Origin of the sequence: Corynebacterium atrinae (genome assembly GCF_030408455.1) — a bacterium.
GTDB classification, from domain to species: domain Bacteria; phylum Actinomycetota; class Actinomycetes; order Mycobacteriales; family Mycobacteriaceae; genus Corynebacterium; species Corynebacterium atrinae.
In genome coordinates this window covers 1,073,104-1,098,559 of the sequence record NZ_CP046977.1, presented here as the reverse complement: position 1 = coordinate 1,098,559, position 25,456 = coordinate 1,073,104, and the positions used below count along the sequence as shown (strand labels likewise).

The 25,456-nt window shown below is 65.0% G+C and carries 25 protein-coding genes; 9 read left to right on the top strand and 16 right to left on the bottom strand.

Annotated features, from left to right (window positions below; genetic code table 11):
• Positions 1-7: 7 nt before the first annotated feature.
• On the bottom strand, positions 8-1,366 hold the full coding sequence (locus CATRI_RS05495) for an MFS transporter (protein ID WP_144413228.1): 1,359 nt from the start codon (positions 1,364-1,366) through the stop codon (positions 8-10).
• Positions 1,367-1,394: 28 nt separating this feature from the next.
• Between CATRI_RS05495 and CATRI_RS05490 the strand changes: the two genes are divergently transcribed.
• Positions 1,395-1,712, top strand: a complete 318-nt coding sequence (locus CATRI_RS05490) for a hypothetical protein (protein WP_290220430.1) — start codon at positions 1,395-1,397, stop codon at positions 1,710-1,712.
• Here the strand turns inward: CATRI_RS05490 and CATRI_RS05485 are convergent.
• From CATRI_RS05485 to gatC, 3 genes are read right to left on the bottom strand one after another with little or no spacing between them, the layout of a single operon-like run.
• Positions 1,709-2,437, bottom strand: coding sequence for a siderophore-interacting protein (locus CATRI_RS05485; RefSeq protein ID WP_290220428.1), 729 nt, complete (start codon positions 2,435-2,437; stop codon positions 1,709-1,711). The two genes, CATRI_RS05490 and CATRI_RS05485, sit on opposite strands and share 4 nt — an antisense overlap.
• Before the next feature lie 31 nt (positions 2,438-2,468).
• Positions 2,469-3,956: an Asp-tRNA(Asn)/Glu-tRNA(Gln) amidotransferase subunit GatA gene (gene gatA / locus CATRI_RS05480; RefSeq protein WP_290220425.1), complete on the bottom strand. Its 1,488-nt coding sequence runs from the start codon at positions 3,954-3,956 to the stop codon at positions 2,469-2,471.
• Positions 3,957-3,958: 2 nt separating this feature from the next.
• Positions 3,959-4,258: an Asp-tRNA(Asn)/Glu-tRNA(Gln) amidotransferase subunit GatC gene (gene gatC, locus CATRI_RS05475; RefSeq protein ID WP_290220423.1), complete on the bottom strand. Its 300-nt coding sequence runs from the start codon at positions 4,256-4,258 to the stop codon at positions 3,959-3,961.
• 184 nt (positions 4,259-4,442) lie between these two features.
• Between gatC and CATRI_RS05470 the strand changes: the two genes are divergently transcribed.
• Positions 4,443-5,114 carry an ACT domain-containing protein gene (locus CATRI_RS05470; protein WP_290220422.1) on the top strand — a complete coding sequence of 224 codons (672 nt, stop codon included), beginning with the start codon at positions 4,443-4,445 and terminating at the stop codon, positions 5,112-5,114.
• Here the strand turns inward: CATRI_RS05470 and ggt are convergent.
• Both ggt and ligA read right to left on the bottom strand, forming a co-directional pair.
• Positions 5,111-7,039 carry a gamma-glutamyltransferase gene (gene ggt, locus CATRI_RS05465; protein WP_290220420.1) on the bottom strand — a complete coding sequence of 643 codons (1,929 nt, stop codon included), beginning with the start codon at positions 7,037-7,039 and terminating at the stop codon, positions 5,111-5,113. The two genes, CATRI_RS05470 and ggt, sit on opposite strands and share 4 nt — an antisense overlap.
• A 19-nt stretch (positions 7,040-7,058) precedes the next feature.
• Positions 7,059-9,098 (bottom strand): NAD-dependent DNA ligase LigA, encoded by a 2,040-nt coding sequence (gene ligA, locus CATRI_RS05460; protein WP_290220418.1) that lies wholly within the window; start codon positions 9,096-9,098, stop codon positions 7,059-7,061.
• 53 nt (positions 9,099-9,151) lie between these two features.
• Here ligA and CATRI_RS05455 point away from each other — a divergent pair, with 53 nt between their 5' ends.
• From CATRI_RS05455 to CATRI_RS05440, 4 genes are read left to right on the top strand one after another with little or no spacing between them, the layout of a single operon-like run.
• The gene (locus tag CATRI_RS05455; protein WP_290220416.1) at positions 9,152-9,577 is read left to right on the top strand and encodes an ArsR/SmtB family transcription factor; all 426 of its coding nucleotides are present in this window, start codon (positions 9,152-9,154) and stop codon (positions 9,575-9,577) included.
• Complete coding sequence (locus CATRI_RS05450; RefSeq protein WP_290220415.1) at positions 9,577-10,533, top strand: serine hydrolase domain-containing protein; 957 nt, start codon at positions 9,577-9,579, stop codon at positions 10,531-10,533. The genes CATRI_RS05455 and CATRI_RS05450 overlap by 1 nt, the downstream gene beginning before the upstream one ends.
• Positions 10,534-10,764, top strand: coding sequence for a hypothetical protein (locus tag CATRI_RS05445; protein WP_290220413.1), 231 nt, complete (start codon positions 10,534-10,536; stop codon positions 10,762-10,764).
• A gap of 5 nt (positions 10,765-10,769) precedes the next feature.
• A complete protein-coding gene (locus CATRI_RS05440) occupies positions 10,770-11,438 on the top strand; it encodes a 3'-5' exonuclease (protein ID WP_047252887.1) in 669 nt (222 codons plus the stop codon).
• On the opposite strand, the gene CATRI_RS05435 is transcribed toward CATRI_RS05440, so the two are convergent.
• From CATRI_RS05435 to mnmA, 3 genes are all read right to left on the bottom strand, one after another.
• A complete protein-coding gene (locus CATRI_RS05435) occupies positions 11,425-12,366 on the bottom strand; it encodes an SLAC1 family transporter (protein ID WP_290220410.1) in 942 nt (313 codons plus the stop codon). The genes CATRI_RS05440 and CATRI_RS05435 overlap by 14 nt on opposite strands.
• Positions 12,367-12,428: 62 nt before the next feature.
• On the bottom strand, positions 12,429-13,385 hold the full coding sequence (locus CATRI_RS05430) for a uroporphyrinogen decarboxylase/cobalamine-independent methonine synthase family protein (RefSeq protein ID WP_290220408.1): 957 nt from the start codon (positions 13,383-13,385) through the stop codon (positions 12,429-12,431).
• The gene (gene mnmA, locus CATRI_RS05425; protein WP_047252885.1) at positions 13,382-14,455 is read right to left on the bottom strand and encodes a tRNA 2-thiouridine(34) synthase MnmA; all 1,074 of its coding nucleotides are present in this window, start codon (positions 14,453-14,455) and stop codon (positions 13,382-13,384) included. The genes CATRI_RS05430 and mnmA overlap by 4 nt, the downstream gene beginning before the upstream one ends.
• A gap of 92 nt (positions 14,456-14,547) precedes the next feature.
• Between mnmA and CATRI_RS05420 the strand changes: the two genes are divergently transcribed.
• Positions 14,548-15,354, top strand: coding sequence for a spermidine synthase (locus CATRI_RS05420; protein ID WP_290220405.1), 807 nt, complete (start codon positions 14,548-14,550; stop codon positions 15,352-15,354).
• Here CATRI_RS05420 and CATRI_RS05415 read toward each other — a convergent pair.
• The gene (locus CATRI_RS05415; protein WP_290220403.1) at positions 15,328-15,951 is read right to left on the bottom strand and encodes an esterase/lipase family protein; all 624 of its coding nucleotides are present in this window, start codon (positions 15,949-15,951) and stop codon (positions 15,328-15,330) included. The two genes, CATRI_RS05420 and CATRI_RS05415, sit on opposite strands and share 27 nt — an antisense overlap.
• Positions 15,952-16,054: 103 nt before the next feature.
• Between CATRI_RS05415 and CATRI_RS05410 the strand changes: the two genes are divergently transcribed.
• The gene (locus CATRI_RS05410) at positions 16,055-17,263 is read left to right on the top strand and encodes an alpha/beta hydrolase (protein WP_290220401.1); all 1,209 of its coding nucleotides are present in this window, start codon (positions 16,055-16,057) and stop codon (positions 17,261-17,263) included.
• Between the two features lie 19 nt (positions 17,264-17,282).
• A complete protein-coding gene (locus CATRI_RS05405) occupies positions 17,283-19,754 on the top strand; it encodes a bifunctional lysylphosphatidylglycerol flippase/synthetase MprF (protein WP_290220399.1) in 2,472 nt (823 codons plus the stop codon).
• On the opposite strand, the gene CATRI_RS05400 is transcribed toward CATRI_RS05405, so the two are convergent.
• The 6 genes from CATRI_RS05400 to CATRI_RS05375 are packed head-to-tail and all read right to left on the bottom strand — an operon-like array spanning position 19,751 to position 25,410.
• Positions 19,751-20,863, bottom strand: a complete 1,113-nt coding sequence (locus CATRI_RS05400) for a cysteine desulfurase family protein (protein ID WP_290220397.1) — start codon at positions 20,861-20,863, stop codon at positions 19,751-19,753. The genes CATRI_RS05405 and CATRI_RS05400 overlap by 4 nt on opposite strands.
• Positions 20,860-21,789 (bottom strand): electron transfer flavoprotein subunit alpha/FixB family protein, encoded by a 930-nt coding sequence (locus tag CATRI_RS05395; RefSeq protein WP_290220395.1) that lies wholly within the window; start codon positions 21,787-21,789, stop codon positions 20,860-20,862. The genes CATRI_RS05400 and CATRI_RS05395 overlap by 4 nt, the downstream gene beginning before the upstream one ends.
• Before the next feature lie 30 nt (positions 21,790-21,819).
• Positions 21,820-22,602 (bottom strand): electron transfer flavoprotein subunit beta/FixA family protein, encoded by a 783-nt coding sequence (locus CATRI_RS05390; protein WP_290220393.1) that lies wholly within the window; start codon positions 22,600-22,602, stop codon positions 21,820-21,822.
• 42 nt (positions 22,603-22,644) lie between these two features.
• Positions 22,645-23,787: a THUMP-like domain-containing protein gene (locus tag CATRI_RS05385; RefSeq protein WP_290220392.1), complete on the bottom strand. Its 1,143-nt coding sequence runs from the start codon at positions 23,785-23,787 to the stop codon at positions 22,645-22,647.
• 1 nt (position 23,788) lies between these two features.
• Positions 23,789-24,577 (bottom strand): NUDIX hydrolase, encoded by a 789-nt coding sequence (locus CATRI_RS05380; RefSeq protein WP_290220390.1) that lies wholly within the window; start codon positions 24,575-24,577, stop codon positions 23,789-23,791.
• A 2-nt stretch (positions 24,578-24,579) separates the two neighbouring features.
• The gene (locus CATRI_RS05375; RefSeq protein WP_290220389.1) at positions 24,580-25,410 is read right to left on the bottom strand and encodes an ABC transporter ATP-binding protein; all 831 of its coding nucleotides are present in this window, start codon (positions 25,408-25,410) and stop codon (positions 24,580-24,582) included.
• Positions 25,411-25,456 lie beyond the last annotated feature (46 nt).

Genomic DNA, 25,456 nt, shown 5'->3' with positions numbered 1-25,456 from the left:
CGTCCGCCTACACGCGAAGGCTGGGACGGAAGAAAGAGACGGCGACGAAGCCAAGACCCAGGGCGACAGCAGGAATGAGCAGGGCGATTGCCATGCCGTGTTCAAGTCCGAGTGCGACCGATCCCACTTGCATCGCTGCACCCACCATCGCGGCACCAAGAACGGAACCGATCTGGCGGGTCGTGTTGTAGACCCCGGACGCCGCACCCATGTACGCGAGGTCGACGTCGCGCATCGCCGTGGCAGAATTCGGTGCCCAGATGAAGGAGCTGCCGAGCCCGTACAGGCCGATGGCGAAAAGGAAATAGTACGTGGGGGCATCGGACAGCATGATCCAGCTGGCCACCACGAGGGAGACGGCGGAAATACCGAAACCCACCATGGACATCACCCGCGGGTGGTAGCGGTCAGAGAAGGGACCCACGAGCGGGGAGCCGATCATGGCGATGATCGCCATGGGAACCATCATCAGGCCCGCGCGGGAGGAATCAAGTCCGCGGCCATCCTGCAGCCACACCATGATGGGCAGCATCATCGAGGACACGGTAAATCCCATGGTCGCGATGGAAAACGCGGCGAGGGAGAAGTTGCGGTTGTGGAAAATCCCCAGCGGAACCAGCGGCTCGTCCACCCTGGCTTGAAGGCGAACGAACCAGTACAGGCAGATGAACCCGACGATGAGCAACCACCACGGCCAGCCAAATTCGGGGCCCTGTTGGATGGCAAAGACGAGCGAGGTCATGCCGACGAAGGAGACGATGACCGAGGGGACGTCGATCTTCTTTGCGTAGGTGGGCAGGCGCGGGACCCACAACCCGGACAACACGATCGCCAGCACGCCCACGGGGACGTGCAATAAGAAGATGCCCTGCCAGCCGACGGTGCCAACGATGAACCCGCCCACGACCGGGCCGACGAGGCTGGCAACAGATCCGACTGCACCCCACACGCCGAGCGCGGCACCCCGGTTTTCCTTGGCAAAGACACGGTTGATCACGCTCATCGTCTGCGGGGTGAGGATCGCCGCGCCGAGGCCCTGGACAGCACGACAGGCGATGAGCACCTCAATCGTGGGGGCGAAGGCGCAGGCCACCGCCGCGAGCGTGAAAATTGCCACGCCCGTCTGGTACACCGCGCGCTGCCCGAACCGATCCCCCAATCGGCCGGTGAACAGCAGCGGCACGACGATGCACAGCAGGTACACCGACGTGACCCACACGACCTGGTTGAGCGAGGCGTCGAAGTACTCCACAAAGGACGGCATGGCCACGGCCACGATGGTCTGATCCACCAAGATCATGAAGAACCCGAGACAGAGCGCGGCGAGTGCGCGCCACGCCTGGGGTTTGGGAAGGACCGTGTTCATTCGCACGAGTGTAACTAAGATCAAAAACATGATCGATCTCAAGAAACCAGAAGAAGTTGCTACCGCCCCAGTCGTCGCGTTGGGCCTGGTCGGAGGCTGGCTCACCGCCCGCGAGACCGGCGTGCGCCCGCTCGGCGGGGTGCTGCTCGCCGCGGCCGGAGGATGGGCAGTGCGCAGCTGGCTGGCCACGTCCGGGCCGGTGACCGCCGTTGGTTTGGGCGCGTTGTACGTCGGCGCGTTCGGCGCCTCGCACCCGTTGGCAAAGAAAATCGGCCCCTGGCCCGCCGTCATCTCAGTGACAACGGTGGCTGCCGGGGCCGCACATTACTTGGCTGACCGCCACTAGGCCTGTTCGGCGGCGTCCAGTTCCGCGTTGAACTCGCGCTTGGACGCCTGCCACTGGTCTTCGGTCATGCCGATGCGCCAGTAGCCGGAGATGGATACGTCTTTCCGATCGACGTCGCCGTCAATGAACAGAAAACGCCGCATTTCCTTGATCATTTCCGCCACGCCGTGGATGAACCACCCCGTGCGTTGCGGCGGAATGCCCGCGGCCCGCACGGCCTCCGATAGCCGGGTGCCGTGGGTCGCGCCCTGCCGGGGCACCCAGTGCACGGTGACTCCTGCTGGTTCGGGCATCTCGAAGGTGTCGTCGCAGGTTTCTACCTCGATGTAGACTTCGGCGCTCGCCCCGGCCGGGAGCTTGTCAAGGCCCGCGGCAATCGCCGGGGCAGCCGATTCGTCCCCGGCGAGGACGAAGTGGTCATAATCTCCCGGGTGCCAGGCCCCGCCCGGCCCGCGGTACTCGATGGTATCCCCGACCTGGGCCCGCTGGGCCCACGGGCCAGCCAACCCTTCGTCGCCGTGGGTGACGAAGTCGATGTCGACGCGTCCCGTCGTCGTGTCAGCCCGACGGAACGTATAGGTCCGAGTCACCGATTCACCGAACACGATCTTGATGTAGTGATCGGTGTGCGGCAGTTCCGCCCCGACGAGGTCGGGACAATCAAAGCTGATGCGCACCAGGTCGTTGGTGAGGCGACGGACAGCGGTGACGGTGGCGTGGGACAAGGGACGAACCTCCTGATTGGCTTAGGTGACCCTAAGGTACCAGGCGGCCCGCCTCGTAGGCAGAACCGATGCGGTAGAGACGGTCGTCGGCAAACGCCGGGGCCATGATCTGCAGGCCGACGGGCAGCCCGGTGTCCGAGGCGAAACCGGAGGGCACCGAGATACCGCACAGCCCCGCGAGGTTGAGCGGGAGCGTGCACAGGTCGAAGTTGTACATCTCCAGTGGATCGGAGACCTTCTCCCCCAGCTTGAAGGCCGTCGACGGGGTCGTCGGCGTGACCAGCACATCCACCTTCTCGTAGGCAGCGGCGAAGTCCTGGGCGATGAGGGTACGAACACGCTGAGCCTGCAAGTAGTAGGCGTCGTAGTAGCCCACGGACAGCGCGTAGGTGCCGATGAGGATGCGGCGTTTGACCTCCGGGCCAAAACCCTCGGCGCGCGAGAGAGACATCACTTCTTCGGCCGAGCGGGTGCCGTCATCACCGGCGCGCAGGCCGTAACGCATGCCGTCGAAGCGAGCGAGGTTGGAGGACACCTCGCAGGGCATGATGAGGTAGTACGCGGCCAGCGCGTCATCGAAGTGGGGGCAATCCACCTCGATGATCTCCGCGCCCTGCTCGGGGAGCTGACGCAGGGCAGCGTGGTAGTTCTCCATGACACCGGGCTGCCAACCTGCGCGGTCGAACTGCTTGACCACGCCGACCTTGACGCCGCTGAGGTCACCGTTGGCGCCTTCGCGGGCTGCCGCAACGACCGGGGCGACAGGCCGGTTGACGCTGGTGGCGTCGAAAGAATCGTATCCGGCGATGATCTCGTGCAGCAGTGCGGTGTCCAGGACCGTGCGGGCCGTGGGGCCCGCCTGGTCCAGCGAGGACGCTGCGGCGATGAGACCGTAGCGGGAGACGGTGCCGTAGGTGGGCTTGACGCCAACGGTGTTGGTCAGCGCGGCCGGCTGGCGAATGGAACCACCGGTGTCGGTGCCAATGGCGAGGGGTGCCTGCCCCGCAGCCAGGGCCGCGGAGGAGCCGCCACCGGAACCACCCGGGGTGCGCTCAAGGTCATAGGGATTGCGGGTGACGCCGTAGGCCGAGTTCTCCGTGGAGGAACCCATGGCGAACTCATCCAGGTTGGTCTTGCCCAGGATCGGGATGCCGGCCGCGCGGATCTTGGCGGTGACGGTCGAGTCGTAGGGGCTCATCCACCCGTCGAGCATCTTCGACGCGGCGGTGGTGGGCGCATCGGTGGTGGTGAGCAGGTCCTTGAGTGCCAGGGGGACGCCAGCCAGCGCCGAGGCCGGGGCCTCGCCCTGATCCAGAGAGGCGTCGACGGCGTCGGCCGCGGCCAGAGCTTGCTCCGCGCCGACGTAGAGGAATGCGTTGACCCGATCGTCGGTCTCGGCGATGCGATCGAGGTGCGCCTGGGTGACCTCACGGGAGGTGACCTCGCGGGAGTGGATCTTCTCGGCGAGCTCGGCGGCCGAGAGGGACGTCAACCCGGAATCCGGAACGGTGTAATTCATGGCTACTGCTCCTCCCCGAGGATCTGCGGAACGACGAAACGACCATCTTCGACGGCGGGAGCCTGGTCGAGAGCCTGCTCAGCGGTGAGCGTCGGGACGATGACGTCTTCGCGCATGGAGGTCGTGATCGAATGCGGGTGGCTCATGGGCTCCACCCCGCTGGTATCGACCCGCTGGACGGCGGAGACACTGTCGACGATCCCGTCGATCTGGTCAGCGAACGGCTTCAGCTCTTCTTCACTGAGCGCCAGGCGGGACAGCTTCGCGAGGTGGGCGACCTCGTCACGCGAAATTTCGGACACTTTAGGCTCAATCCTTACTACACGTCTACGAATGAACTTTTCCCATGGTACTGCAGCTGCCATCCCGGCCGAAGATTGCGCGGGCGAAACGGAGAGGGTCCCCAATTTGGGCAGTTTTGTATCTAAGATGAACTCACACTGATGTATCCGGCAAGCAATTGATTGAAAAGGTGGCCCACTCACCATGTCCTTCCTCATCCGCGTTCTGCTCCCCGATGCACCGGGAAGCTTAGGTGAACTAGCGGAGGCGATTGGCGTGGTCAGCGGCAATATTATGTCCGTTGACGTTGTCGAGACCTTCCCTGATGGCACGGTCATGGATGACATTGTCGTGGAGCTGCCCAACGATGTCATGGCCGATACGCTCATCACGGCCGCCAATTCCATCGACGGCGTCGAGGTCGATTCCATCCGGCCCTTCTCTGGCCGCGTGGATCGCCGGGGACAGATCGAGATGCTCTCTAAAGTGGCCGCCCACTCGGGCAACATCCCCCGCGCCATGGAGGAGCTGGTCAAGGTCACTCCCCAGTCCATGACTGCGTCGTGGGGCATCGTGCTTGATGATGTCGAGGCGAGTACTTCCATCACCCGCGTCGCTGCTTCCCAAGCTGCACCCGAGGACGATGGTTCGAGCCCCGTTGACATTTCCGTCACCGCTGCCCGCATCCTCAACCCCGACATGGAGGACTGGGTTCCCGCGTCATGGGGGCTGCTCGACTCCTCCCTCGCCGTCACCCCGTTGGAGGGCACCGGCTTGGTTTTGGTCGTGGGGCGTACCGGTGGCCCGGACTTCCTCGCTAGCGAGGTGGAGCACCTGGGCCACCTGGGGCGGATCGTCGGCGCGATCCTCCGCTAGCCGCCCAGAACTGTTCCCTCCCGGCGGGGATCGGCGCCGCCGAGAATTCCCGTGTCTGTGACCACGAGGGCAGATAGCCCACTGGACTGGTCATCTACCGATATCTCATGCCCCAGGCTTTCAAGCTGGCTGAGCAAGACTCCCGGGTCATCCATGAGGGGATGCTCGCCGCCGATGCCGGTGACCGGGGTATTGCGGGCACCGAAGTTGGGCGCGGAGACCGCCTGCTGCGGATTCATCTCCCAGTCGATGATATTGACCAGTGTTTTGGTCACGTACTGGATGATGAGCGAGCCACCGGGTGAGCCGACGACCATGCTGAGCTGGCCGTCGTCAAACACCAGCATCGGCGCCATTGACGAGCGCGGCCGCTTGGCCGGCTCGACTCGGTTAGCCACTGGTTGGCCATCCTCCCCGACCGGGTCCGCGCTGAAGTCGGTGAGCTGATTGTTCAGGAGGAATCCGTTCGTCATGTGGAAGGAGCCGAACGCGGCTTCGACGCTCGTCGTCGCGGAGGCAGCATTTCCCTGGCCGTCGATGATGCTGATGTGCGTCGTGCCTTGTTCGGGCAGGTCGGCCCCGCGGGCCATCGCGGGAACCAGCTCGCCGGGCTGGGCGCTGCCCATGGACTTCTCGGGGTCAATGAGCGTTTCCCGTTCCGCGATGTAGGAGTCGCTGAGGAATACTCCCACGCCACCGGGGATGTCGGTGAACGCGGGGTCGGCGATGTATGCGTCGCGGTCGGCGTAGGCGAGTCGCTCGGCCTCCGACACGAGGTGCACGGCTTCGGCGGCCGGTAGGGCGCCATTTGGTCCCGCCTCGGCGGGGGCATATTGCGCCAGGTCATAGGCGTTGAGCAGGCGCAGGGTCTCTAAGACTGCGACGCCACCCGATGAGGACGGCGGCATGCCGCATACCTCGAATGAGCGATAGGGCGCACACAGCGCCTCGTGGGTCACCGGGGTGTAGCCGGCCAGGTCAGCGGTGGTCATGAGCGAGGGAGTCATCCCACCATCGGTGGAGGCCGCCTTGTCCACAATGGCTTGCGCCAGCTCACCGGTGTACAGCGCGTCCGGGCCTTCCGCAGCGAGCTTATCGACGACCGCGGCGTACTCCGGGTTCTGCATCCTCGTCCCGGCTGGCTTCGCCACCCCATCGTCGAGGAAGTAGGCGGCAGCTTCCGGATCGCGGGCGAGGTCCTCGGCCGAGTCGGCCACGGACGCGGCCATCCTTGGCGAAATCTCGAAGCCTGCGGTGGCGAGCTCCGCCGCCGGAGTCAGGTTGTCCGACCATGCGCGGGCTCCCTGGCGCTCGTGCAATTCACCGAGCGCCGCGACAATTCCGGGGACGCCGATGGAGCGACCCGAGCGGCGCGCATCCGGCACCGCATCCTGGAGATAGTTCTCATCCGCTGCCAGCGGGGCTACCTCCCGGCCATCGATGGCCGAGGTCTGCCCGGAGGCGGCGTCGTAGTAAAGGATGTATCCCCCGCCACCGATGCCCGAGGATTGCGGCTCGGTGAGGCCGAGGACGAATTGGGCGGTCACGAGCGCATCCGCCGCTGTGCCGCCGTCCATGAGGACGTCGCAGGCCGCCTTGGTTGCCAGTGGATTCGCGGTGGCGACGGAGAAGTTCTCGCTGGCCACCGCCTGCATGCCGGAGCGGTAGCCGGTGGCGATCTCCGGGTTGGTGGTGATGTCTCGGTCGCTATCGGCCGCTGCCGCTGCGGAGGAGTCGGCGGTGTCCGCCGCCTCCACCTGGCAGTTGGTGGCGTTGAGCGGCTCGACTGTCGGGGCACTCGCCGGGGCGGCATGGGAGGTGGTGGGTGCCGGTGGATCGCTGTCGCTAGGTCCACCACAGGCGGCCAGGAGCAGCGCCGTCGTGCTCATGACGGCCGTGAGGGTCATTGGCCGTGTGGCATTCATGACCCCAATGTAACCCACATCACATGGCCGAGGGAGGGCCTTCTTCCAACAGCTGGATAAATCCGGCCTCGTCGAGGATCGTCAACCCTAGGTCGCGGGCCTTGGTTTCCTTGGAGCCAGCGTTCTCCCCGACCACCACAAAGTCAGTTTTTTTCGATACCGAGCCCGATGCCTTACCTCCGCGGGAAATGATCGCCTCCTTGGCGCCATCCCGGGTGAAGTTCTCCAGGGATCCCGTGACCACAACCGTCAGACCGTCTAAGGTCTGCTCGGCGAGGTCGGTGCTCTCATCCTCCATGGTCACCCCGGCGTGCGCCCAAGAATCGACGATCTGGCGGTGCCAGTCGACGTCGTACCAGTCGGCGAGGCTCTCAGCAATGATCGTGCCCACGCCGTCGGTGTCGGCGATGTCGGTGACCTCGGCGTCGAAAAGCACCTTCAACGAGCGGAAACGTGAGGCCAAGGCGCGAGCTGCCGAGGGCCCGACATGGCGGATCGACAGGGCAACAATGACGCGCCACAGGTCAGCCTTCTTCGCCGATTCCAGGTTGGCCAGCAGCTTCCGACCGGAGGCGTTCACCTTGCCGGCATTGGTCGTGTACACCTTCGAGGACTCCAGATCCGTCGAGGTGAGGTCGAACAAGCCTGCCTCGTCCTCCAAGATGCCGGTGCGAATGAGATCCTGGGCGCCCTTCTCCCCCAGCGCTTCAATATCGAAGGCTCCGCGCCCCGCCAGGTAGGTCAGGCGGGCAGACAGCTGCGCGGGGCAGGAACGCGTGTTGGGGCAGCGCCAATCGGCGTCGCCCTCTTTCTGCGGAGCGAGACGGGTGCCGCAGGAGGGGCACAACGTGGGGAAAATGAACTCGCGCTCGGTGCCGTCCCGCTTCTCCACGACCGGGCCGAGCACCTCCGGGATGATCTCGCCCGCCTTGCGGATGACCACCGTATCGCCGATGAGCACGCCCTTGCGGATGACCTCGGTCTGATTGTGCAACGTCGCCATGGACACGGTCGAGCCGGCGACAAACACGGGCTCCATGATCGCGAAAGGAGTGACGCGACCCGTGCGGCCCACCCCAACCTGAATGTCGAGAAGAACCGTCGTTACTTCCTCCGGCGGGTATTTGTAGGCGATCGCCCACCGCGGCGCCCGGCTGGTGGAGCCAAGAGCGCGCTGCTCGGCGATGGAATCAACCTTGACCACCAAACCGTCCATTTCAAAGATCGCGTCATGGCGGTGATCGGCCCAGTAGGCCACTTTCTCGCGCACCTGCTCCGGAGTATGGACCTGCTCGGTGTAGGGACTGACGGGCAACCCCCAGGCAGCCAGCGCCAAATAGGCCTCGTGCTGGGTCGCCGGCGCAAACCCCTCGCGAGCACCGATGCCGTGGGCAACCATGCGCAGGCGGCGCTTTTTCACATCCTCCGGGTTTTTCTGGCGCAAAGATCCGGCGGCGGCATTGCGTGGATTGGCAAAGGGCTTACCACCTTCGGCCTGGCGAAGTTCATTGACCTGGGAGAAGTCCTCGACCGCGATGAACACCTCGCCGCGGACCTCAATGAGTGCGGGGATGGGAGAATCCGGATGCGGGGTCAAAGAATGCGGGATGTCCTCAATCACCCGGGCATTGGCGGTGACATCCTCGCCGATCCGGCCATCTCCACGCGTCGCGGCCCGCTCCAGGCGGCCGTCCCGATAGACCAGCGCCAACGACAAGCCGTCGATTTTCAGCTCGGCGAGGTAGGTCTCGCTGGGCGTACGCGTCAGCCATTCGGTGAGTTCTTCGTCGTCGAAGACGTTATCCAGGCTCATCATGCGCTCGAGGTGTTCGACGTTGGCGAAGGTCGAGGAGACGACCGCGCCGACCTCCATCGTCGGGCTATCCGGCACGGCGAGCTCTGGGTGGTCCGCCTCAAGCTGCTGCAGCTGGGCAAATAGCCGGTCAAAGTCGGCGTCGGGGATCGAGGGCTGATCGTTGTAATAGAGGTCGCGGTGGTGGCGTACTTCTTCGGCCAGTTCGTTCCACTGTCGGCGGAGGTCGGAGTTCTGCTCAGTCACCGTGCTGATTCTAATCGTTGCGCGCGGTTCCAGATTTCCGTACTTTTGGAATTATGGAATTAGACGAGAGATTAGCTGCCATAGAATCCCGGCTCGCTGCCCTGGAGGGCACACGCCCAGACCTTTCGGATGTCGATGACCTCATCTCCTTCACCGGAACTCACGGAGGTGTTGTCTACGAATGGAACCGCCCCGCGCAGTTTCTTATCGACACCACGTGGACGGATCACCTCGACCGGCTCGCCGCCCTCGCCCACCCGGTGCGCGGCGCCATCCTCCAGCGCCTCCTGCAGGCGCCATCAACCGTCGCCGAGCTTGTCGACGACCGTGTGGTCACTTCCACCGGCACTGCCTACCACCACCTCGGGGCCTTGCAGGCCGGCGGGTGGGTGGCCAAGGAACAGGCCGGAGTGTTTTCCCTCCGCCCCACCCGGGTCATTCCCCTCCTCACCATCATCGCCGCAACGGAGGAACACTAATGCGCATTGTATTGAGCATCCTGGCCGGACTGGCCGTCTTAGCCGCAGCGATTGTCGTTGGGCCGAGTAAAGTGACGGTCTCCGACGAGCGGACGGGAGACCCCGCCCTGGCCGCCTCGCTCGCTGAGCATGCCCAACGCGGCCACCATCACCTTTCGGCCTTCACCATGGTGGGCGACGACACCACCTTCGCCGGGTTAGGCGCCGACGAAAACACCGAGTACGAAATCGGATCCATCACCAAAACCTTCACCGCCGAGCTTCTGGCGCGGACGGATGATTCGCAGACCGTCGGGGAGATCATCGACGTCCCCGGCGCGCCCATTGCTGATGTCACCCTGCGGGAGCTGGCCGATCACACCTCTGGGCTCCCGCGGCTGGGAAAGACCAACGTGTTCCGCGATATCTACCTACAGATGACTGCCGGGAACCCTTACGCTGGTCACACTCGCGACGAGCTGCTGGCCGAGGTCGCCGATAGTGAGCTTTCCCAGCGCGGTGAGTTCAACTATTCCAATCTGGGAAGCGCCTTGTTGGGCCACCTCCTCGCTATGGAAGCGGGAACCACCTATGAAGAATTGCTCCACGACGTTGTCCTCGGCCCGAGCGGGATGGATGACAGCTACCTCATGACGTTCGGCTCCGTGCCCCCGGATGCTCCCCGCGGCTTTAATGCTGCGGGCCGCGAAGCCGAGCCCTGGGAGATGGATAGTTACCTCCCGGCCGGCGGCCTGCGGTCCACCGCCACCGATATGGCCCGATATGCCCGCCACGCTACTGTCCCCGACGTTGCTTGGGTCGTGCGCGAGGACGGCTCGCGGGCCCACAATGGCGGGACCTTTGGCTATTCTTCGATACTCATTGTGGATCGCGCCACGAACAAGGCGGTGTACGTCGTCGGTGACACTGACCTCGGGGTCGAGGACATTGCGTACGCACTGTGGGGGTCGATCTAAATGGGAGCGCTCATCGGTTGGGGATTGGCCCTGTTTCTCATCGGCAGCCTGGTGCTGTCTCTCCGGAAACGCCCCTCGTTGACTGATCTGGTGGCGACGTGGTTGCTTGCCTTCATCATCGGTGCGACGTGGAAGCTGCCCTGGGTGGAGGTGTGGTGGATCATTGCGCTGCTGCTAGCAGCGCATGCAGCGGCGTTCGCCTATTCATGTCTGGGGCGCAAGCTAGGGTGAGTGGCATGAACTTCGACGCCACCCGAATGCTGTCTTTTGACTTGGAAACCACCTCCGCCAACCCCCTGGAGGCACGCATTGTTACCTCTGCCCTCGTGCGCATTGATGGCAGGGATGTCAGCGCCGTCGAGCACCTCGCCGATCCGGGGGTGGAGATCCCGGAGGGGGCCGCGAAGATTCACGGCATCACCACGGAGAAGGCTCGGGCCGAGGGCCGCCCCCACGATGAGGTGCTCGCGGATACGGTGCAGGCCATTCGGCAGGCCTGGGCGGATGGCCTCACCCTCGTGGTGTTTAATGCCAGCTATGATCTGACGGTCTTGCGCAAGCTCACCGGTGATTTCACTGTCACCGGACCGGTGTTTGATCCATTCGTGGTGGACAAGATCAAGGACCGCTACCGCCCTGGGCGTCGCACGCTGACTGATTTGTCGGAGCACTATGGCGTGCGGCTAGAAAATGCGCATGAGGCCACCTCCGATGCGTTGGCTGCCGCGCGGATTGCCTGGAAGCAGGTGAAGCAGTGGCCGGAGTTGGGGACGATGGATTCGGATGAGCTCATGGAAACGCAGGCGGTGGGCTACTACGAGCGGCAGAAGGATTTCGCCCGCTACCTAGAAGGCCAGGGCAAGGACCCGAAGACGGTCAACACGAGTTGGCCTATGCAGTCTTAAGGGCCCGAACTGTGTTGAGGGAGAGGTGGATGATCACCAGGGCCAGGAAAATCTTGCTGAGGGCGTCCCACCATCCCAGGCCGGTGGCCACGGAGAGGTAGTGGCAGCCCAGGCTCATCGTGCCGATGGGGAAGGTGGCGCCCCACCAGGCCGGGGAATAGTTGGCCCACGTGAAGGCGGCTCCCCAGTATCGATAAGCGGCATAGATGAACATGGGTATGGCCACGACGAAGAAGGTCGTGCCGTAGATGACCGCTGCCTTGTCTCCGAAAAAGAGGACCTGAGCGGCGGCGGTGGACTGCCCGGCGATGCCCAGGGGAATCCACGTGCTCCCGGCCATGCTCGCGGGAATGGAGGTCGTTCGCCGAATGAGGGCGAGGTAGACCCGGGCGAAGGTGGGCACGGCCGTGAGGAAGCTGAGGGCGAAACAGCCCACCGAGATCACCCAGAAGGCTCGTGGCAACACCCCCGCAGCAGAGAGCTGCCCACCCGAGGTCGCCGCGACCATGGGAGCCACCAAGCCAAGACCCCAGAGGAACGTCGGGGCGCCAGAGAACTTACGCAGCTGCCACAGGCAGGTGATCAGGCCCAGCGGCAAGGCGATCGCGTAGGCGATGAGTTGGAAGCTCCACATTCCAGTGACACCGGTCCAGGCAGCTCCCAGTGCCAGCACGCCCATGGCGACCATGCCCCACGGGCCCATGAACTCCTGGTGAAAACCCGGGTTGCGGTGTCTTAGCCAGCCAATGCTCAACACGGCGAGGACAACGGTGGCGATGACGAGAAAGCCATAGGCCAGCCACGTCCATCCGTGAATGAGGCTCAGCGTCGACGCGATGGAGGTGCCCATGAGGGTGCCAGCCCATGCGGGACCCACCGGCGGGAGCTTCGGCTGCTGAGGCTGCTGAGACTGCGGGGACACGGCCATGGAGGATAACCTTATATTCGTCGCCCACCGTGGCGAGCATCACCTCCCCGGCGTTTTCTCCGCTAAGAAAGAGCCTCCGCAGGCCGGATCGCGGCAGCGAGGCGGTAGGCCCGGGCGGCGTCGAGAAGCGATCCCGTGGGGAAGCCTCCCCGCGGGTGGATATCCACCTGGGTGTCCAGCAGCGCGGGGTCGAGGCCGAGTTCATCCCACAGCCGGGCGATCTGGCCCATGACCTCGCGCTCCGTGGCGCGCGGGGTGGTGATTCCGAGCCCGACTCGCAGGCCGGAGCTGATTGCTTGGCCCAGCGAATCGAGCTGGGTGGTGCCGGACACCTGGTCTACGGTGACCTGGACGGTTTCTACCCCCGACTCTCGGGCGACGGACCACAGCGGGGCGTAGCCGGTCTGGTTGAGATAGACCGGACCCGGTACTCCCCCCACGACTCGGGAGAGCAGTTCGGCGAGGTCCTTGGCGTGGACGGGGCGGACGGGGTGGAAGTCGGAGGCGCCGGGCATGCCGGCGTTGACAATCGGCAGCAGCGGCTCATCCAGCTGCACGATGACCTCGGCTCCGAACCGACGGTGGACATCGGCCACGTGGGTGCGAATTCCCTCGATGAGGGCATCCGTGAGATCGCGGAGAGCGCCGCCATCGGTGAGCACGCGGTGACCGTTGGCCAATTCGATGGAACCGGCCAACGTCCACGGGCCGGTGACCTGCACCTTGACCGTCTCCAGGGTGGTACCCCAGGCCTCTTCGCAGCCATCGAGGTCGCGGGATAGTTGGTCCTCGACGCGTCGGGTGAGCAGCTGGGGGCGGTCAGTGAGGATCCAGGAGCGGGGTCCCCGATCGACGCTTACTGATTCGAGCAGGGCGGCCGTGCGGCCGACCGCATCGGAGCTGATCCCGCGGGCGGGAAGCTGGGGGATGTGCGGAAGCTGGCCGGTTTCGGAGATGATGACATCGGCGGCGTCGATAAGCGAGGTGCCGGGGAGGACGCCCAAGCCATACGCGGTCATCGGGTGCCGCTGATCGTTCCGGACCCGAGGACAATGTCCCCGTCCGGGTCGGGCAGGTACAGCACTGCGGCCTGGCCACGCGCAACACCCTGCAACGGGCTGTCCAAAGTCAGCGTCATGGTGTCGCCGTCGATGACGGCGCGGCAGGCAGCGATGCCACCATGGGCACGGACCTGCACGATCGCGTCCAAGGAACCGGTCATGGCCGGGTGCAGCACCTTGAGCCGGTCGGCGGTGATTCCGGTGACGGCAAGCGCGGCGCGGGGCCCGACGGTGACGGTGCCGGTCGCGGCGTCGATATCCGTGACGTAGCGCGGGCGACCATCGTCGGCCGGGTTGCGCAGGTCAAGGCCCTTACGTTGTCCGATGGTGTAGTTCCAGGCGCCGTCGTGCTCCTTCAACGGAGTCCCCGATGTGTCCACGATGAGGCCGGGACGAACGCCGATCCGCGCGCCGAGGAAGGCTTGGGTGTTGCCGTCGGGGATGAAGCAAATGTCATAGGAATCGGGCTTCGACGCCGTGGAAAAGCCGTGGCGGGCGGCCTCCTCGCGGATGAGCGGCTTGGGCGTATCCCCGATGGGAAACAGGCAATGCTCGAGTTCGTGGCGCGTGAGCACACCAAGGACATAGGACTGATCCTTGTCGGGATCGGTGGAACGGCGCAGATGACCATCGGCATCAATGGAGGCATAGTGGCCGGTAGCCACGGCATCAAACCCCAAGGCCAGGCCGCGTTCGAGGAGCGCGGCAAACTTGATCTTCTCGTTGCAGCGCAGGCAAGGGTTCGGGGTCTCCCCCACCTCATAGGAGGCGACGAAATCATCGATGACGTCGGCCTGGAATCGATCGGAAAAGTCCCACACATAGAAAGGGATGCCCAGCTTGTCGCACACCCGGCGCGCATCCGCCGAATCCTCGAGCGAACAGCACCCACGGGAGGATTCACGCACTGCCTGCGGATCGCGTGACAGCGCGAGGTGGACGCCCACGACGTCGTGCCCCGCTTCCACCATGCGGGCGGCGGCCACCGAGGAATCGACTCCGCCACTCATCGCTACCAGAACGCGCATTGTTTCCTTCCTTATATTCGTGCCCTATTTTCCTGCCCACTATCGAGTACAGATCCCACAGTGTAATACTCCCTGCTCTAAACTCGGCAGCCATGGGCAGAACGCGAAACAAGCCGACGGGGAGCTATGAGATCTCCACCGGCACGGCTGAGTTGGTGCCGGATGACTTTTACCCGGATGCCTGGACCCTCATGGTCAACGGCGTGCCGTCATCGCATATTCAGATCGGCCGGCCTGATCAGCTCGATTTCGAGTACATGCGGTGGATGGCCGCGATCATCGAGGATGTCGTGTCCGATCCTTCCTCGGTCCGGGTCACGCACCTTGGTGGGGCGGCCTGCTCCATGGCCCGCTACTTGGCGCATGTGTGGCCGAGTTCGCGGCACACGGTGGTGGAGCTCGATGCCAAATTGGCGGCTTACGTGCGCGAATGGTTCGACATCCCGCGCGCCCCGACGGTGAAGATCCGCGTCGGTGAGGCCGGCGAGGTTACTCGCGGGTTTCACCCCGCCAGCCGGGACATCATCATCCGGGACGTCTTTTCCGGCGCTGTCACGCCACAAAGCTTATCGACGCCGTCGTTTTTCCGCGCCGTCCACACTTCCCTTTCGGCAGGTGGGTTGTACGTGGCCAACTGTGGCGATCATCCTGATTTGAGCAATGCGAAGGCGGAGTTGGCGGGCATGGCGGAGGTGTTCGAGCACGTCGCCGTCATCGCTGATCCGGCGATGCTCAAGGGCCGCCGCTACGGCAACATCATTTTGCTGGGCTCAGATGCGGAGCTTCCCGGGGAGGGGGCGCTGGCCCGGCGCCTGCTCGGTGGCGCGGTTCCCGCCCAATACAAGGACGAGGCGTGGACGAGGGCGTTTTTCTCAGGGGCGCGCCCGCACCCCGAGTGAGGCCAAAACGACCGGGACCTCGTGCAGAAGGCGGCTGTGACTGACGCCGGTAAGTTCAATGACGTGCCCCAGACGTGATGACCACGAGGGCACGACCTTGTCCGCGTCAGAGACGATAGAGACGATCGTGACTCCTTCCGGGACCTCGGCGGGGAAAGGCTCAGTGGTTTTGACCTGGACAAAGGACTCGCCCAGCACCTTCTTTGTCAGGCGATGGCTCCCATGATCGGGAACGCCGCGCCAGGCGGCGCCCAGACCCACGATCGTTCCAATCCTGCCGCGCAGTGCGGGGCGATGCGCAAGCCGCAGGGCCAGCAACCCACCGAGAGAGTGCCCGACGATGTCCAAGGTCGGGGCCTCAATCTGGAGCAATCTGCGTTCGATGTCCTCCACGGAGCGGTCGAGGTCTTCGGTCCCGCGCCGGCCATAGGCCAGGGCAAGCGGGCGGATGTCATGGGCGCGCAAGGCACGGGCAAGCTTGTGGAATACCCCTGGTTCGGAACCGGTGCCGTGTAATAACACCACGACGCGATCCCCGCCCGACGTCGCGCGGGGTCGCGGCAAGAGCCGGGGGACCAATCCCAAGAGTGAAGGCACGGGAGCGAGTGTAGTCCTTGGTCCCTGTTCAAAACTTAAGAATTATCAGATAGTTCGCCCGTCGATAGCGCGGGAATATGTTCGGTGCCGCATACTAAAGCCCATGATTCACTTGCCTCTGGTGTCGCTGACTGACACCACTGCCCAAATCTTTATCGCGGTCATCGCGGTGGTGACCACCCTGGTTGCGCTGTTGGGCAAGCCCCGCTGGTATCCGCTCATCGGTTCGGCCCTCACCGGCGTCATCGTCTGGTTCGTTTTGGAAAAGCTGTGGCATCCGTTCCCGGACAAGGTCCCGGCGGTGGTGTACGTCGCGGGGTCGGCGGCCGTCTTTGTCCTGGTGTGCGCCATCGTTCAGCGGCGCTGGTTGGTGGGTATTCTCGCGATCATTGCTCTGGTCAATGCCGGGGCGGTGGCCAATGTGATTTACCAGCAGTACCCCACGCTGCGCTCGCTCAATCCCATACCCGTCACCGTCGAGATGACCTACGATCAGTTCCGCAACCAACAGGCTGCCCCCACGGTCAATGACCGGGAAGTTGGTGCGTTGGTTACCGTGCCGATGCACACGCCCGGGTTCGCCGCCCGCGACGCCATGGCGTACGTCCCGCCGGCCTATTGGTCGAAGCCGGACCGAGAGCTGCCCGTCCTGGTCCTTCTGGCGGGTAATCCCGGCAAGCCGGCGCAATGGTTTGGCGCGGGCGAGGCCTCGCAGACCGCGGATGACTACCAGTCCACCCATGACGGTCTCTCCCCCATCGTCATCAGCGTCGATGCCACCGGATCACTCACCGGCAATCCGGGTTGCGTGGATGGGCCCAAGGACAAGGTGGACACCTACCTGTCCAGCGAGGTTCCGCAGATGGTCAAGGAGAAATTCCGCGTCGTCGCTGACCAGTCGCGCTGGACCATCGGCGGCTTGAGCTACGGCGGCACCTGTGCCTTGCAGATTGTGACCAATCACCCCGACTCCTACGGCTCCTTCCTCGATTTTTCCGGCCAGGCCGAGCCGTCGCTGGGGACTCGCCAACAGACCATTGACACCCTGTTCGGCGGTGACGAGGCCGCCTTCGACGCTGTTAACCCGGCGACCCTGCTCGCCAACAACCGCTACCCCACCACCCAGGGCCGCTTCGTCGCCGGTGAGGATGACCCATCCGCCGAGGAAGCCCTGCAGCACCTCAACGATCTCGCGCAAAAAGCCGGAATGACCACCACGTATGAGACGGTCCCCGGCGGACACTCCTATCAGGTGTGGCGCGTGGCATTGGTAGAGACCTTCGAGTGGGCCGCCCAGCGCGGTGGCCTATAACCCCGAGAGACGAACTGGTATGAAAGAAAAACTGCAGTATGCCCTCCGTCAGGTCGGAAAGACCTTTCGCTTCGCCCCCCTGAGCCTTCTGTTGCTGGCCGTGTTGTGGATCCTCCGGGAGATGGTGGGACCCAACTCCGATGATCTCCTGGCCACCTTGGGCATCAGCCGACCCCTCTACCTTCTGGATACGCACCTGCTGACGGCAGGATTGACGGCGTCGACACGCGGCGGGGCACTGCTGGCCACCTTGGGCATCCTCGCCTTCGCCCTGCCCGCCGAGCGGGTCCTGGGAACACGGCGCTTCGCGCTCGTGGCGCTGGCGTCCTACGCCATCGCCACCCCCCTGGGCGTCGTCCTTGCCGCCCCGATCGATAGCACCGGCCTCAACCACTGGGGTACTGAGCTGCTGCAAGATACGTTCCTTTCCCCCTCCCCGTGGATCTTCGGCACTCTGGCCGTCGCCTCGGGCGCCATGCCGCTGCTGTGGCGCCGCCGCACCCGGCTCATCCTGGTCACCCTCGCCACCACCTTGCTGCTCTTCACCGGGACGCTGTCCGACGTCGTCGCCTGGATCGCCACCATCGGCGGCATTCTCGCCGGGCGGCTATGGTTCCAGGGCCGCACCCGCCCCTCCATGTCTGTCTCCCTTCGTGAGGGCCGCATCCTCGTCACCGTCATCGTCATCGCCGCCTCGCTCGGCCCCGTCCTCGCCGGGCTCAACCCCCGGGCGGAGGGTCCGTTCGCGGCCGTGACGTCCTTCATCTGGCAGCCGGACATCTCCGAGGACCAGGCCTACTTCCTCTGCGCGTTGGACAGCAGCAGCCGCGAATGCACCGATGCCATCCTCATGCTCCAGCAATCCGGCTTCGGGTCCTTGCTGGCCAACCTCATGCCCCTGATCCTGCAGGTGGTCATCGCGCTCGGCCTCATGCGCGGACGACGCCTCGCCTGGTGGCTGTCCATCGCCGCCCAGTTGGTCACCATGTTCGCCGTCCTCAACCAGCTCTACCTGCTCAGCGACGCGCCCGACGGAGCCCTGCTCATTATCAACCTGCTCCTCATCGTGGCACCGTGGCTGCTGGTCACCCTCCTGCTCATCCTCACCCGTCGACTGTTCGCCGTGCGTATCGACGTCTCGCGTCTCGCCCGCGGTGCGGGCCTCGTCGTCGGCACCTGGGTGCTCACTGCCGCGGCCTGGCTCATCGGTGCCATGGTGCTGCGTGGCGGCTTCCACACGACCGCGACCTGGGCGCTCGCGTTCGAGGAACTGCCCAACCGCTTCCTCCCGCCGGCGCTCGGCCAGCTCTACACCTACTACCTCATCCCCACCACCTCGGCCACGTGGGCGCTGTACAGCTGGGTAGGCGTCGTATTCTGGCTGGTCACCGCCTACGCGCTCTACCGATTGCTCATGAGCGTGCCCAACCGCTCAACCGCCGCTGACCAGGCCCGCGCGCAGCAGATCCTCGAGTCCGGCACCGGCGACCATCTGTCCTGGATGACCCTGTGGGACAACAACCAATACTGGTTCGCCGAGGACGGCTATGTCGCCTACCGGGTGCACAACGGCATCGCGGTGACCGTCGGCGGCCCCATCGTCGGGGCCGAGGGCAACCGGGACGAGGTCGCGGACCGCTTCGAAACCTTCGCCACCTCCCAGGGTTGGCAGCCCGCCTGGTACTCCGTGTCGGCCGATTTCGCCGAGGAGCGCTCCTCCCGCGGATTCCAGCAGGTGCACGTGGCCGAGGAATCGATCCTGTCCACCGCCGACACCGAGTTCAAGGGCAAGAAATTCCAGAACATCCGCACCGCCCGAAACCGCGCGCCCAAAGAGGGCATCTCCACCGTCTGGACGACGTGGGAGGACGCGGGCCCGGAACTGCGCGAGAAGATCATCGAGCTGTCCGAGCAGTGGGTATCAGAAAAATCCCTGCCCGAGATGGGCTTCACGCTCGGTGCTGTCCCCGAGCTGGGAATCGACGGGACCAAGATGTTGCTCGCCGTGGGCGAGGACGGCACCCTCCACGGCATTACCAGCTGGCTGCCCGTCTACGAGGACGGCCACGTGGTCGGCTACACCCTTGACGTGATGCGCCGCAATGCCGAGGGCTTCCGGCCCGTCATCGAATACCTGCTGGCTGAGGCCCTGCTCATTGCCGCGGCGGAGGGGCTCCAGTGGATTTCGCTCTCCGGCGCCCCGCTGGCAACCTCCGAGGTGGCCGAGTCCCGCGGGCTTCTCGACGTCACCTTGGACAAAGTCGGCGAGACCATGGAGCCGCTCTACGGCTTCCGCTCCCTGGCCGCCTCGAAGTACAAGTTCCACCCGGAGCACCACTCGTGGTTCTTGTGCTACCGCGATGAACTCTCGCTGCCGGCCATCGGCCTGGCGGTGTCCAGCTGCTACCTACCCCAGCTCAAGGCCAAGGACGCGATGGAGGCCATCCGGGTGTGGGCGGCCTCCCAGCGCGAAGAGGAAACGGCGAGCTAGCCGGCCATCCCGGCGAGGCGGGCGCGGGAGACCACGTCCGCGATGACGGCGAGCACGGCGTCAACAGTTTCATCGGTCGTCTCGCGCCCGAGGGTAAAGCGCACGGCGCCACGGGCCACATAGTCGCTGACCCCGGCGGCCAGCAGGACATCGCTGGCGCGGTTGACGCCGCTGGAGCAGGCCGATCCGGTGGAGGCCTCGATCCCCGCTTGGTCCAGCAACATGATGAGACTATCGCCCTCCGCCCCGGGGAACGATAGGTGCAGGTGCCCGGGAAGGGCGGGCTCCGCGGTGTGAACGATGACGTCGGGAACGAGCTCGCAGATCCCGGAGCGAAGGCGATCGCGGAGCCCTGACAGGCGCAGGATCTCGGCATCCATCTCGCCCACGGCCTCCTCCAACGCTGCGGCGATGGCGGCGGCGGATGCGACATCGAGGGTGCCGGGACGAATGCCCCGCTCCTGTCCGCCGCCATGGAGAACCGGCAGCGGGGCCGGCGAGCGACGAGCAAGCAGCAGGCCCGCACCGCGTGGACCGCCGAACTTGTGGGCACTGGCCGCCAAGGTGGTCGCGCCGAGGGCGTGGAAATCGATGGGCAGGCGCCCGGCGACCTGGACGGCGTCCACATGAACCGGGGTCTCCCCCGCCGCCTCGACGATCGAGGTGACCGGCTGGATCGCGCCCGTTTCGTTGTTGGCCCACATGCAGGCGACCAGGGCGGCTGGGGTGTCCAACAGCGAGAGGTCATGGACGTGGCCCGTGGCATCCACCGGCAGCAAGTCCACGGTGGCGCCGGTGGCCCGGACGGTGGCCAAGACCGCCGGATGCTCGATCGGGGTGGTGATGATGCGATCCAGCGGGCTCGCCGCGTACAACCCGGTGACGGCGAGGTTGTCGGCCTCCGTGCCCGAGGCGGTGAAGATGACCTCGATCGGATCGGCCCCGAGCAGCTCGGCGATGCGCTCGCGGGCCGTGTCCAATACGCTGCGCGCCTGCCGGCCCGAACCATATTGGCTGCCCGGATTCAGTGCCTGGGCATGGGTGACCCAGGCATCGATGGCCACCTGGCGCATCGGCATGGTGGCGGCGTGGTCGAGAAAGTGCGTCATGAGCGGCGGGCGGCGATCTCCGCGACGAGGGCGGGAACGATCTCATTGACATCGCCGACGATGCCCAGGTCCGCGATCTGGAAAATCGGGGCATCCTCATCGTTGTTGATGACCACGATCTTGCGGGCGGTCTGCATGCCCGAGGTGTGCTGAATCGCGCCCGAGATACCCAGGCCGATGTAGAGATCCGGGGACACGGTGATACCGGTCTGGCCGATTTGGTAGGCACCGTCGTAGTACTCCAAATCGACGGCATCGCGCGTCGCGCCAACGGCGCCGCCGAGGGCATCGGCCAGCTTCTCCACGAGGTCGGTGAAGCCCTCGGCCGATCCCACGCCGCGGCCACCAGCAATGACGATTTTCGCCTGGGCGAGCTCGGGACGGTCGCCCCGCTCCGCCGGGGTGAAGGAGGTGACCACCGCATCCTTGGCGGTGGCAGCGGGCAGCTGCAGCAAGGACACGGTGCCAGCCGCCGGGATCGGAGCGGGCTCGACCGCGCCGGGACGCAGGGTGTAGATGGGGCTCGCACCGCCAACGGCCGCGGAGACCTGCACGGAATCGCCGAATACGGACTGCGCGGCGGTGCGATCGGCGTTGATCCCGACGACGTCGCAAAGCACGCCGGAGGCGAGGCGGGCGGCGAGGCGACCGGCGATCTCATTGCCAGTCGGACCAGCGGCGATGACAATGGGGCCGGGGTTGCCGGCGGCCAACATGGACAAGGCATCGACCTGCGGGAGGATAAGCCGGGTGTCGGCGTCGGGCGCGGTCGCCACGACGACGGTGGTGGCGCCCAACTCGGCGAGCTCCGGTGCGGTGGCCTGATCGGTGGTAACGGCGGTGACCTCGCCGAGCACCCGCGCGGCCGTGATCAGCTCAGCGGTGACGGGAGAGTTCGGCTCGACCAGGACATAAACAGTAGACATGGTGATGTGGCTCCTTAGAGTGGTCGAGGGTTAGAGAAACTTCTCGGCGACGAGGTACTCAGCGATCTGAGCGGCAGTGTCGTCTCCACGGATAATCTCGCCCGCAGTGCGCGCTGGGCGGGTCGTCGCTGCGGTGACCGCGGTGGAGGAATGAGCCAGGCCCACCTGCTCCGGGGTGACACCGATGGCCGCGAGGTCGAGCACGGTGATCTCGTGCTTCTTCGCCGCCATGAGGCCCTTGAAGTTGGGGAAGCGCGGCTTGGCGGCTTTATCCGTCACGGAGAGGATGACCGGCAGCGGCGCAGACAGCTCGTAGTGGCCCTCCGCGGACTCCCGCACGGCCGTCACGGTCGAACCGTCGAGGGTTGCCGAGCGGACGTTGGTCAACGCGGGGACCTGGCGGTATTCCGCCAAAATGCCCGGGAGAGCGCCCATCGCGCCATCGGAGGAGGAGTTTCCGGCGACAATAATCGCCACATCGTCGATGGTGTTGAGGGCGTTGGTGATAATCCACGTGGTGCCCATGACATCGGAACCGGCGATGGCGTCATCGCGGACATGCACGGCGTCGTCGGCACCCATGGCCAGCGCCTTGCGCAACGCCTCATCAGCGCCATCCGGGCCGACGGTGAGGGCGACGACGCGGTAGCCTTCCTGAGCGTCGCGCAATTGCAGCGCCTGCTCCATGGCGTATTCATTGATCTCATCAATAACAGAGTCAACGTTGACACGGTCGAGGGTGTTGTCACCTTCAAGGGTCTTGAGCGACCAGGTATCGGGCACGTGCTTAACCAGCGCGACGATGGTGGGCATCGGGTTGTGTCACCTTTCTATCAAGGGGTTTAGAGGTGCATCCTACGCCTGTCGAGCATGGCAGATCAGAGCCACTCCCTGCCGACCGATCCGCGTGCACACCACCGCCATCGGCCGCGAGCCCGTGAGTTTAAGCTTCTTGCGCAAGACATCCGGGTCGACATCGACGCCGCGGACGAGGATTTCCACGCTTCCCGCATCATGTGCCTGCAGCGCGGCTTTGAGCTTTTTCAACGCAACGACCTCCACGATCTGGAAACCGCTTCTACCAGCCGGAATGCGATCGCCGGTGAGGTAGGCGATGCGCTCATCGAGCATCCACAGCCCCTCCCGGTGGGCATAATGCCGCACGAGCCCGGCGCGCACCACGGCCCCGTCCGGGTCGATGAGGTACTTGCCTGGGGCGCCGGCTGTGACATCATCCGACTCGAGATCGGTGATCCGATCGACCTCTCCATGGTGAATAATTACTGCCTCGCGCGTCTCCGCACCGGCCAATCCCGGGGTGTAGAGGCACGCCTCCTTCACCCCGCCATCGACGCTGGCGATGCTGACCAACCCCTCCCACCCGGAGTAGTCGAGCCCCGGGGCGCATTTGATGGCCATCTCCGTGGTGCGCCACGCGGCCTGCAGATCCGGCAGCGGGGGCAGCAGCTGATCGGGGTGGGTGATCCGCTTGCCTCCTGCCCGTCGCGCCGGGTCCGCCACGACCACGTCCGGGGCGCTGATCGTCCGCAGCGCATCGGCTTGCGCGAGCCACGCGCCGGGAAGGTTGTGCTGCGCCATGCGCAGTCGCACGGGGTCGAGGTCGCTTCCCAGGTACCGCAATCCGTTCGTGCTTATCGACGCCCCCTCTGTCCCCACCGAGCACGTCACGTCATGCACCAGCGCCCCCGGCCCGAGGGCCCGGGCCAGGCGTTGGGCCCGAAGCCGGGCCACCGGCTCGGGGGTGGCCTGCTGGGCGGCATCCAGATCAGTCAGCCACGTGGAAGGAAACTTGCCGACGCCCGCCCTCCGCGCCCGCGCCAATTCCGCCACGGCCCGGCCATGGTCACCGAAACGAGCACGCAAAGCCGTCGCGTCGTTGAGCGTTGACTTCGCAGTGAGCTGAAGTGATTGCGTGGCGTCGATAATCTCTGCCTGGTGGGCAGCGAGAAACGCCACCTCCGCGCGGGTAAAAGACATGTTAAATGCGTTCGATTCGGGTGGTGTGGAAGTAATCATGGAAACGGGGATCCTCGACCGGATCACCCACGATCGGGGTCATATCGACAGCCTCGGCGGCGGCGAGGGCCGCGGCTGTCGAATCGAATCGGACGAGGAAGCGCATCTGCGCCCACGTCGGCAGAGCCAGGCGGACCAACCCGCACTCCCACCCCTCCAGCAACAGCCGCGGGGTGAACCAACCAGCATCATCCGCCTCGGAGGTGTCCCCATCCGGCTCCTGCCCGGCGGGGGCGACAGCGAGAAAAGACACCGTGTCGAACCAATGATGGTCCCGCCAGCCCCCGACCCAACGAGCCCACGGGACAAGCAGATCCGAGCGGACACGAAAGTCCCGCTCGGTCAACACCTCGGTGAGTGACTTGCGGTGCGAGGTCAGCGAGAGCCGGTCCTCATGATGAGGAGTATCAATGGGGCGACCGTCGCCATGAACCGCCAGGAGCAGCCCCGTCTCCTCAAACAGCTCCCTCACCGCCGCAAAGACCATGGCGTGGGCTTGTTCATTGCTCATGCCAATGCGAGCAGCCATCTCCTCGACCGTTGGTCCTGTCCACAGGGCCGCGTGATCCCACTCGCCGATGGGGAAATCTCGCTTGTCCACTCCCCCACCCGGAAACACCGTCATACCGGGGTAGTTGAGCATGGTAGAAACCCGCTCCTGCGCCCACACCTGAAGGCCCTCGGCGGAATCGCGCACGAGAATGACCGTCGTGGCCATCCGAGCCTCATTAAATCCAGTGGGGGCAACCACGCCTACCTCCGATGGGCGAAGTAGCGATCCCCAATGCGGGAGACCTCAATCGGCTGATGGAAAGCACGCGACAAGTTCTCGCTGGTCATCACTGCATCGATGAGGCCCTGCGCGACGACCTTCCCATCATCGAGGAGCATCGCGTGGGTAAACCCATAGGGGATCTCCTCCACATGATGGGTGATCATGACGATCGCCGGGGCATCCGCATCCATCGCCAGCTCCCCCAGATAACCAACCAAGTCCTCGCGGCCACCCAAGTCCATGCCCGCCCCCGGCTCATCGAGAATGAGCAACTCCGGATTAATCATGAGAGCCCGGGCCACCAGGACTCGCTTGCGCTCGCCCTCCGACAACGTCCCCCACGTGCGATCGCTGAGATGCAGCGCCCCCACCTGATCCAGGATTTCCTTCGCTTGCTCGAAGTCAACCTCTTCGTATTCCTCCCGCCACCGACCGAGCACCGCATATCCGGCAGACACAACCAAGTCCCCCACCTTTTCCTCCGGCGGGATGCGATTGCCCAAGGCCGAGGAGGACACGCCAATCATGGACCGCAAGTCACGCATATCGGTACGTCCCAGGCGCTCCGCCATGACATACGCCACGCCGGACGAAGGAAACTCCTCTGCCGCCGCCATGCGAATCAACGTGGTCTTACCCGCACCGTTCGGGCCGATGATGACCCACCGCTCGTCCAATTCCACTTGCCAGGTGATGGGTCCGACGAGGGTGCGCCCCCCACGCCGGAACGTCACCTCACGAAAGTCGACCAGCAGGTCCTCGTTGATCTCATCCACAATCTTTTCCACGTTGTCGTTCACGCCCCCCATTGTGTCCGATTCTCCGGCTCGCCGGTGAAAATGACACAGCTGGACT